At 66.1% G+C, this 8,843-nt stretch carries 9 protein-coding genes; all 9 read left to right on the top strand.

Annotated features, from left to right (window positions below; all coding sequences use genetic code 11):
- The first annotated feature begins 26 nt into the window (after positions 1-26).
- Complete coding sequence (locus JHW38_RS04370) at positions 27-383, top strand: DUF6249 domain-containing protein (RefSeq protein WP_207524806.1); 357 nt, start codon at positions 27-29, stop codon at positions 381-383.
- 88 nt (positions 384-471) lie between these two features.
- Entirely contained in the window at positions 472-1,005 is a 534-nt protein-coding gene (locus tag JHW38_RS04365) for an RNA polymerase sigma factor (RefSeq protein WP_207524805.1), read from the top strand.
- On the top strand, positions 1,002-1,313 hold the full coding sequence (locus tag JHW38_RS04360; protein WP_207524804.1) for a hypothetical protein: 312 nt from the start codon (positions 1,002-1,004) through the stop codon (positions 1,311-1,313). The genes JHW38_RS04365 and JHW38_RS04360 overlap by 4 nt, the downstream gene beginning before the upstream one ends.
- A 20-nt stretch (positions 1,314-1,333) precedes the next feature.
- Entirely contained in the window at positions 1,334-2,047 is a 714-nt protein-coding gene (locus JHW38_RS04355; RefSeq protein ID WP_242691193.1) for an ABC transporter ATP-binding protein, read from the top strand.
- Positions 2,044-4,458, top strand: coding sequence for an ABC transporter permease (locus JHW38_RS04350; protein ID WP_207524803.1), 2,415 nt, complete (start codon positions 2,044-2,046; stop codon positions 4,456-4,458). Before JHW38_RS04355 ends, JHW38_RS04350 begins: the two co-directional genes overlap by 4 nt.
- Positions 4,459-4,480: 22 nt before the next feature.
- A complete protein-coding gene (locus tag JHW38_RS04345) occupies positions 4,481-5,500 on the top strand; it encodes a TauD/TfdA family dioxygenase (RefSeq protein WP_207524802.1) in 1,020 nt (339 codons plus the stop codon).
- Positions 5,501-5,518: 18 nt separating this feature from the next.
- The gene (locus JHW38_RS04340; RefSeq protein WP_207524801.1) at positions 5,519-6,544 is read left to right on the top strand and encodes a TauD/TfdA family dioxygenase; all 1,026 of its coding nucleotides are present in this window, start codon (positions 5,519-5,521) and stop codon (positions 6,542-6,544) included.
- A 19-nt stretch (positions 6,545-6,563) separates the two neighbouring features.
- A complete protein-coding gene (locus JHW38_RS04335) occupies positions 6,564-7,517 on the top strand; it encodes an ABC transporter six-transmembrane domain-containing protein (protein ID WP_207524800.1) in 954 nt (317 codons plus the stop codon).
- A 52-nt stretch (positions 7,518-7,569) separates the two neighbouring features.
- A complete protein-coding gene (locus JHW38_RS04330) occupies positions 7,570-8,832 on the top strand; it encodes an efflux RND transporter periplasmic adaptor subunit (RefSeq protein ID WP_207524799.1) in 1,263 nt (420 codons plus the stop codon).
- The last annotated feature ends 11 nt before the right edge of the window (positions 8,833-8,843 follow it).

Below are 8,843 nucleotides of genomic sequence, written 5' to 3'. Positions count from 1 at the left end.
GGCCAGCGAACGAGAGACCCGCACCTATGGACGGCATCTACATCCCCATCATCGCCGTGCTGAGCATCGCCGCGATGTTCATCACCTTCTCCATCCTCAACTCCCGCAACCAGACCGAAGTGCAGCGCACGCTGCGCACCGCGCTGGAGAAGGGCACGCCGCTGACCGCCGAGCTGGTGGCGCAGATGAACACCAATCGCCCCTCGCGCCGCACCGATCTGCGCCGCGGAATCATCATCATCTCGATCGGCGTGGCCGCGGCGCTGGCCGGCGTGATCACCGGTTCGATGACCGAGTTCGCGACCGTGGCGGCGTTCCCGATCTGCATGGGCCTGGGCTTCCTGCTGGTGTGGAAGCTGGACCAGAACGACAGCGCCGCCTGAGCCGGCGGACGCGGCGACTGCCGCGTCCGGCCGCCCGCCACCTCGTCGCGGACGCGACGCACCACGACGAGCGATGACCAGGATGTTGATGCCCAAGAGCGATAACGAACTGATAGCGCGCTACCTGGCCGGCGAACGAGCCGCGGCCGGGGAGCTGGTGAAGCGCTATCAGTCGGCCATCCGTCAGTTCCTGCGCCGTCTGACCGCGGGCGATCACGCCCTCGCCGACGACATCGCCCAGGAAACCTTCATCCGCATGCTGACCGGGCTGACCACGTTCCGCGGCGATTCCAGCCTCGGCACCTGGCTGCATACCGTGGCCTACCGCAATTTCCTGCGCCACGTGGCCAACAACTCGCGCCTGCAATTCGTCGACGACGACCAGATCCCCGAATCGGCGGCGGTCGCGCCGACGGCGATGAACGACATCCTGGTGGAACAGATGATGAAACACCTGAGCCTCAACGAACGACTCACCGTCACCCTGACGTTCTCGGCCGGCATGAGCCACTCGGAAATCGCCGAGGTCACCGGCATGCCGCTGGGAACGATCAAGTCGCACATCAACCGGGGCAAGAAAAAGCTCGCCGCGCTGCTCAACGTCGAGGAGAACGACCGATGAACCGACCCGGCCTGGACCAGCTGCTCGGCTACGAGCGGCACCTGGAGGGCGAAGCCTTCACCCGCAACGTGCTGGCCGCCGCGGCCCAACGGCGCCGCTCGCGCCGCTGGATCCTGCTCGGATCGGCGGCGGTCGCGGCGGCGGCGACGCTGGCCCTCAAGCCCGAAAAATTCACGTTTCTGAGCAACATCGAACTGCCGCAGGGCGTAAGCGAATCCGTGGCCGCGCTGCCCGTCTCAGGGCTGCTGGCGATGTTGCTGGTATCGCTGCTCGTGGTGGGCATCAGCAAGACCGTCGACAGCATCTGACCTCAAGGACCCAGCCGCACATGGAACTCATGCAAACCTTCCCGATCCGCCTGAGCAAGGTGTCCAAGGTGTACGACACCAAGTTCGTCGAGACCCACGCGCTCAGCGAGATCAGCCTGGAGATCGCCAAGGGCGATTTCGTCTCGATCTCCGGCCCGTCGGGCTGCGGCAAGTCGACCCTGCTGTCGATCCTGGGCCTGCTCGACCGGCCGAGCTCGGGCCAGTACTTCATCGACGGCGTCGACGTGTCCTCGCTGGACTACAACGGCAGCGCGGCGATCCGCAACGAGAAGATCGGCTTCGTGTTCCAGTCGTTCAACCTGATCGACGAGCTCAGCGTGTTCGACAACGTGGCCCTGCCGCTGCGCTACAGCAGCAAGTCCTACACCGCCAAGCAGATCGAGGACCTGGTCGGCGCCAGCCTGGAAACGGTCGACATGGCGCACCGCAAGCAGCATTTCCCGAACCAGCTGTCCGGCGGCCAGCAGCAGCGCGTGGCGATTGCCCGCGCCATCGTCCACCAGCCCAGCATCCTGCTGGTCGACGAGCCGACCGGCAACCTGGATTCCAAGAGCGGCGACGCGGTCATGGAGCTGCTGAAGGCGCTCAACGCCAAGGGCGCGACCATCTGCATGGTCACCCACGACCCGCACTACGCCAACGCCGCCAAGGTCAAGCTGAAGCTGCAGGACGGCGCCATCGCCCAGCCGCGCGCCCTGGACATCGCCGTATGAACCGGCTCGCCTTCTTCCTGCGTTACGCGGTCCACAACGTATTGCGCAAACCGCTGCTGTCGGGCTCGATCGTCGCCAGCATGGGCATCAGCATCGGCGCGTTGCTGTGCATCCTGACCCTGTGCTACCTGCTGATCGTCCAGCCGCTGCCGTACCAGCGCTCCGACGAGCTGTACGTGGTCAGCAACCAGTTCATCGACAAGGACGGCGAGGTCAAGGGCGAGGCCTACACCTACCCGGGCGTGCTGTACCAGGACGACAAGCAGAACGTGTTCAGCGACACCGCGACGATGTACTACTCGCAGGACGTGATCACCTCGCTGCCGAGCCAGCCGGCGGTCAACAGCACCTTCGCCAGCCCCGGCCTGTTCAAGCTGCTCGGCGTGCCGATGCACCTGGGCCGCCAGCTCGACGAGCGCGAGAAGCTCAACAGCTTCGCGCCGAGCGCGGTCATCAGCTACGAGGCCTGGCGCGACCAGTTCGGCAGCGATCCGGACATCCTCAAGCGCAAGCTCGACATCGCCGGCAAGGCCTACAGCATCGTCGGCGTCACCGCGCCGTCGTTCTACGAGCCGCAGCTGTCGGAAGTCGGCCGCAACACCGACGTGTGGCTGCCGTGGGACTTCAATCCCAGCGACGAGGACCGCCGCACCAGCTGGAGCAGCATCAGCGGCGCGATCTACTGGATGGGCCGGCTCAAGAGCGGCACCACCCCGCAGCAGGCCGAACAGCTGCTCAGCGGCCTGATCGACCCGCGCTGGCGCCAGGAAGTGGCCGGCAAGCCGTTCTTCGCCGGCTGGACGGTCAAGGCCAAGATGGCTTCGATGCGCGACGCCATCACCGGCGACAGCACCCGCATGGCGGTGCTGCTGCTGATCGGCGTGATCGGCCTGACCCTGATCAGCTGCGTCAACATCTCCTGCCTGATGATGTCGCGCGCCGCCGAGCAGCAGAAGTCGATGGCGATCCAGGCCTCGGTCGGCGCGCGCATGCGCCAGCTGTTCGCCGGCAAGCTGGCCGAGATCGGACTGCTGATCGTCGCCTCGACCCTGATCGCCTTCGCCATCGCCGCGTTCGGCTTCCACGTGTTGCAGACCAACATGGCCACGGTGCTGCCGCGCGTCGACGAACTGCACCTCAACGGCGTGACCGTGCTGGCCGCGGTGGCGATCTGCGTGACCCTGTCGCTGGTGTTCACCTGGCTCAGCATCAGCACCATCAACTACAAGGGCCTGGCCGGCATGGTCCAGAGCGGCAGCAAGGGCGGCGGCCTGCAGCTGTCCAAGCGCAAGCAGCAGATCCTGATCGGCACCCAGGTCGCGATCGCCTCGTTCCTGATCTTCTGCAACATCGCGCTGTTCCTCAATTCCAAGCGCATCATCGACACCGACATGGGCTTCAAGGTCGACGGCGTGTCGCGCCTGCTGCTCGACGACGCCAGCCAGACCGAAGCCACGCCGGAGCAGGAAGTGGCGACGCTGGAAGCGGTGCGCGCCTCGCTGCTGTCGCTGCCGGGCGTGGAAGGGGTCAGCCAGTCGGGTTCGCCGCTGGCCAGCTTCTCCAAGATGGCCCTGACCGACGCCACCAGCGGCAAGCCGTTCGCGCCGCTGCGCAAGGCGATCGACCAGGACTACTTCAAGATGATCCAGCAGCGCCTGGTGTCGGGCCGCAACTTCACCGCCCAGGACGTCCGCGCCAAGAGCCGGGTGATGATCGTCGACGAGGCCTTCGCCAAGGAGATGGGCGGCGATCCGCTCAAGACCCGGCTCTCGACCGGCGACGGCGAGCCTTACGAGGTGATCGGCGTGGTCGCGGGCATCGCCCTGCCGAACGAGGAGCCCGGCGTGGCCCGCACCTACACGCCGATCGGCCTGGACGCGAGCTACTTCCTGGTCAAGACCAGCGCCGAGATCAGCCGCGAGACCATCGTCGCCCGGCTCAAGGAAACCACCGGCGCGCTGATCGTCAACGAGTACGAACCGCTGCGCACGACCTACCGCCTGGCCCTGTTCAAGCAGTTCGCCACGCTGTCGATCTCGGCCGCGCTGACCGTGCTGATCGTGCTGCTGTCGGGCCTGGGCATCTACGGCATCGTCAACAACTCGGTGCGCCAGCGCCGCTTCGAGCTCGGCACCCGCATCGCCATCGGCGCGAAGAAGAACCAGTTGGTGCGGCTGATCGCGCGCCAGAACCTGCTGCCGATCGCGGTCGGCGTGGCGGTGCAGCTGGCGCTGCTGGCGGCGGTGTACGTCTACAAGAAGGAACTGGTGGCGCCGTACGTCAGCAGCGAGCTGCTGGCGGTGTTCGCGGCGAACCTGGCGATCGTGCTGGCCATCGCGCTGAACGCCTGCTACCTGCCGCTGCGGGCGCTGTTCGCCCAGCCGCCGGCCTTCATCCTGCGCAACGAATAGGTCAACGGGTAAGGACCGCTCAATGAACCAGATCGCCAGTATCGCGTTACCGCAGGAAACCGAGGCCTTCCTGGAGTCCATGCCCGCGGGCGTGGACTACGGCGAGGAGACGCTGCCCTTGCGCGTGCATGCGCGCGCGCCGGGGCAGTCGCTGGAGGCGTGGGTCGGCGCCCATCGCGACGACGTCGACCGCGCGCTGCACCGCTACGGCGCGGTGCTGTTCAAAGGCTTCGACATCGACTCGGCGGACAAGCTCAACCGCGTGGCCGTGGCCCACGCCGGCGAGCTGCTGGGCTACATCGAACGCGGCGCGCCGCGGGTCCAGCTCGGCGACAAGGTGTACTCATCGACCGAGTACGCCGCCGAAGAATCGATCCCGATGCACCACGAGATGTCGTACTCCCACCATTGGCCGAGCAAGCTGTACTTCTGCAGCCAATTGGTCGCGCAGGAGGGCGGCTATACGCCGCTGGCCGACGACCGCAAGGTCATCCGCGCGATCCCGGAAGACATCAAGCGCCGCTTCATCGAAAAGAAAGTCATGTACGTGCGCAACTACGGGCTCGGCGTGGACATGGACTGGCGCGAGGCCCTGCAGGTCGAGACCCGCGCCCAGGCCGAGGAATACCTGGCCCAGAGCGGGACCGGCTTCGAATGGCTGCCCGGCGACGTGCTGCGCACGCGCGCGCGGCGCCAGGCGATCGCCACCCATCCGGTCACCGGCGATACGGTGTGGTTCAACCACGCCCACCTGTTCCACAGCTCCAACATGCCGGCCGACGTGCGCGAGTTCCTGGTCGAGGAGTTCGGCGAGGAAGGCATGCCGCGCAACGCCTACTACGGCGACGGCACGCCGATCGAGGACTCGGTGGTGCAGACCATCCGCGGCATCTACGACGAGCATTCCGTTCGCTTCCCGTGGGAACAGGGCGACGTATTGTTCGTCGACAACTTCCTGCTGACCCACGGCCGCTCGCCGTTCAAGGGGCCGCGCAAGGTCTGCGTGGCGATGGCCCAGCTCTACACCAACCACGATCTTTGACAGGCAGGGAAGACGAGCATGTTCGCCTTGGACCATATCGACGGAATCCGACTGAAAGGCTGCGAGCTGGGCACCTTCGACGAAGCGCGGCCGCTGCCGCTGGTGGTGCGGCCGGCGGCCGGGCAGGGCGGCGACCTGCTGGCGCTGGCCGCCGAGCAGAAGGACGCGATCGAGCAGTTGCTGACCCGGCACGGCGCGATCCTGTTCCGCGACTTCGAGGTCGCCGCGCCGGCGACCTTCGACGAGTTCATCACCCGGGTCTCGTCGGACGCGCTGTTCTACAGCGAGCGCTCCTCGCCGCGGCATGCGGTGTACAAGAACATCTACACCTCCACCGACCATCCGCAGGACAAGGAAATCGTCCAGCACTCGGAGCAGTCGTACAACAAGTCGTTCCCGCGCAAGATCTTCTTCTACTGCGAGAAGGCCTCGCCGGTCGGCGGCGCCACTCCGTTGGCCGACGCGCGCAAGATCTACCGGCGCCTGCCCGAGCAGATCGTCGCCACCTTCGAGTCCAAGCATTACCGCTACTCGCGCTGCTTCTGGCAGGTGATGGGCACGACCTGGCAGACCGCGTTCCAGACCGAGCACAAGGAGCAGGTGGAAGCGTACTGCCAGCGCAACGACATCCACTTCGAATGGCATCCCGGCGAGGTGCTCAAGACCTACCAGGTCCGCCCGACCACGGCCTACCACCCGCTCAGCGGCGAGGCCTGCTGGTTCAACCACTGCACCTTCTTCAACCTGCTGTCGCTGGACGCGGAAACCCAGGAGATCCTCAGCGAGTCGTTCGAGCCGGACGAGCTGCCGAACCAGACCTTCTACGGCGACGGCCAGGGCATCGCCGCGGACGTCATCCAGGAGCTGCAACGCGCGTACGCCGAGGAGCGCACCGAGTTCCAGTGGCAGCCCGGCGACGTGCTGATGATCGACAACATCCTGGTCACCCACGGCCGGCGCAGCTATCAGGGCGAGCGCTCGATCCTGTGCGGCATGAGCGACATCACCCACTGGGCGGACGTGGCCGCCAAGCCGGCCGCCTGAGGGAGCGAAGGGAATCGCAATGGATCATCACGTCGCGCGTCACGATACCGATTACTCGCTGTGGGGCATCTTCGCCCGGTTCAAATGGTCGATCCTGGGCACCTTCGGCCTGGTGGTGATGGAGAACCTGATCTTCATCGCCCAGCCGTACCTGATCGGCCGCACCGTCGACGGCCTCATCGCCGGCGACTACGCCAACCTCAAGGTCTACATCGCGGTGGCGCTGGGTTACGTGTGCGTGACCACCGCGCGCATGAGCTACGACGACCGCACCTATTCGAAGATCCGCGCGCAGCTGTCGATCGAGACGGTGGTGCACCAGCAGCGCGCCAAGAGCTCGCTGTCGGAAACCTCCGAGCGCACCGCCTTGTGCGACGAAATCCTCGGCTTCTTCGAAAGCGGCCTGTTCGTGATCGTCAAGTCGATCGTCGAGATCGTCGGCGCGATGGCGATGCTGGCCTACTTCGACTGGCGCATCTGCCTGGTGGCGTTCTGCTCGATGGGCATCAGCCAGATGATCTGGATCAGCACCCGCTCGCGGGTCAAGGCGCTGTTCACCCAGCGCAACAACCAGCGCGAGAAGAAGGTGCAGGAGATCGAATCGGGCGACTACCAGCGCATCGTCACCCACTTCGGCAACATCGCCAAGATCAAGGTCAAGCTGTCGGACTACGAGGCGTTCAGCTCCGGCGCGTTCGAGCTGATGGGCGTGGCGGTGTTCTGCTTCGCCGCGTTCGTGTCCACCACCATCGACCACGTCACCGCCGGCATGCTGATCGCCTGCTTCGGCTACGTGAAGTCGTTGAACAACGCCACCACGCGCCTGCCGAACATCTTCCACGCCATCGTCGGCGTCAACGAGATCGGCGCGCGCCTGCAGAAGATGGCCCACAAGGGCGCGGCGATGGCCGCGCACCCGAGCGCCGCGCAAGCGATCGCGCCGAACGCCGTGCCGAGCAACAACGAAGCCTGACCGCAGCCAGCCACACCCGCCGTACACAGCAACAGGATCCGGGAACTACACGATGGACGTGCAAAAGTCGAAAGTGGAAACGCCGTTCTGGCGTTCGCGCAACAAGCTGATCGGCGTCGGCGGCGCCGCCGTGCTGGCGACCGCGGTGGCGGTGGCGCTGATGTCGGGCAACGCGGTCGCGGTCAGCGAAGGCGACCTGTTGATCGACACCGTGCAGCAGGGCAGCCTCGACGTCACCGTCGAAGGCTACGGCGAGCTGGTGTCGGCCAAGCAGCAGTTGCTGACCTCGCCCTCGCAGGCGACGGTGCGCGAAATCGTGCTCAAGCCCGGCGCCGAAGTCACTGCCGACAGCGTGATCGTGCGGCTGGAGGATCCGGAACTGCTGAAGACCTACCAGACCGCCAAGCAGTCCTTGAACGAGGCCGAGTCGACCCTACGCCAGCTGCGCCTGACCAACCAGCGCGAGAAGCTCAAGGAGCAGAGCGACCAGGCCGAACTCGGCGCGGATCTGGCCACCGCCACGGTGCAGCGCCAGGCCGAGGAGAAGCTGGTGTCCAGCGGCATCGTCTCGCGCATGACCTTCGAGAAGACCGTGCAGAACGAACGCCAGCTCAAGGAGCGCATCGCCCTGGGCAAGGCCGGCATGGCCCAGCTCGACCAGTTGCAGCGCGAATCGCTGGAAGTGCAGCAGGACCAGGTCCAGCAGATGCAGGCCAATCTGGCGTTGGCGCAGGACCAGCTCGACCGCCTGACGGTCAAGGCCGGCATGAACGGGGTGCTGCAGAAGCTGCCGGTCGAGATGGGCCAGAGCCTGCCGCCGGGCGAGCAGGTCGCCCTGGTCGGCAGCGCCACCGAACTGATCGCGCTGATCCGGGTGCCGCAGGGTCAGGCCCAGTCGGTGCACATCGGCAACGAGGTCGTCGTCGATACGCGGCGCGAGAAGCTCAAGGGCAAGGTCGCGCGGATCGTGCCGATCGTCGCCAACAACACGGTCGAGATCGAAGTCAGCCTGCCGAGCATCGCCGGCACCAGCGCGCGGCCGAACCTCAGCGTCGACGGCAGCATCATCGGCGACCATCTCGACAAGGTGCGCTACGTGCGCCGGCCGGCCGGGGTGAATCCCAACAGCACCGCCCAGGTGTATGCGATGGCGGCGGGTTCGAGCAAGGCCAAGCCGAAGGAAGTGAAGTTCGGCCGTCAGGCCGGCCAGTACATCGAGGTGCTGTCGGGGCTGGACACGGGCGAGCGCCTGATCGTGTCCGACCTGTCCAAGCTCAAGCTCAACGGCGAATCGCTGAGCGTGCAGTCGCGCTGAGCGGCGGCGGG

Origin of the sequence: Lysobacter enzymogenes (genome assembly GCF_017355525.1) — a bacterium.
Classification (GTDB): Bacteria; Pseudomonadota; Gammaproteobacteria; order Xanthomonadales; family Xanthomonadaceae; genus Lysobacter; species Lysobacter enzymogenes_C.
Note: the sequence above shows the minus strand (reverse complement) of the source record. Positions and strands in the feature narration are given on the sequence as shown.